Origin of the sequence: Undibacterium sp. Di26W (assembly GCF_049340265.1) — a bacterium.
Lineage (GTDB): Bacteria > Pseudomonadota > Gammaproteobacteria > Burkholderiales > Burkholderiaceae_D > Undibacterium.
Window position 1 is genome coordinate 1 of record NZ_JBMPOR010000072.1, and the last position, 555, is coordinate 555.

The window sequence follows — 555 nt, forward strand, 5'->3', positions numbered from 1 at the left end:
CCGTCAACACCATTTACAAAAACCTGTTCGGCCACGAAGCTGATCCAGCAGGTCTGACTTACTGGGCAGGCCAAATCACCAACAACGTCGTCTCCGTTGGTGTAGCAGCCTTGTCCATCCTGGGCGGCGCCACTGGTGCCGACAAGACAGCCGTTGACTCCAAAGTCACTGCAGCGACATCGTTCACCACAGCTGTTGATACCACTAAAGAAATCACTGCCTACGCAGGTGTTGATGCCAACGCCACAGCCAAAGTATGGCTGAGCAAAGTCGTTGATGCAGCCACACTGGCAACAGCTCAAACAACCGTTGATGCAACTATTGCAGCAATCGTTACTAACAGCCCAGGTTCCCAAATCGTATTGACTAACGGTACTGACATTGTTTCCGGCGAAACATTCACAGCCCCACAAGTCTACACACCAGGTGGCAATGCCCGTATCAACAGCCTGCAAGACGAAGACCAACTGACCGGTACCGGCATCTCCAATACCCTGACAGCCACACTGGGTAATGCCAATGACAACGGCGGCACACTGATCACCCCAAAACTGA

Annotated in this window: 1 protein-coding gene; it reads left to right on the forward strand. The window is 52.6% G+C overall.

Going from position 1 to position 555, the window contains the following annotated elements; genetic code table 11:
- Nucleotides 1–555: DUF4214 domain-containing protein (locus ACO0LM_RS28685; RefSeq protein WP_423042354.1), on the forward strand; the 555-nt coding region annotated here is incomplete at both ends.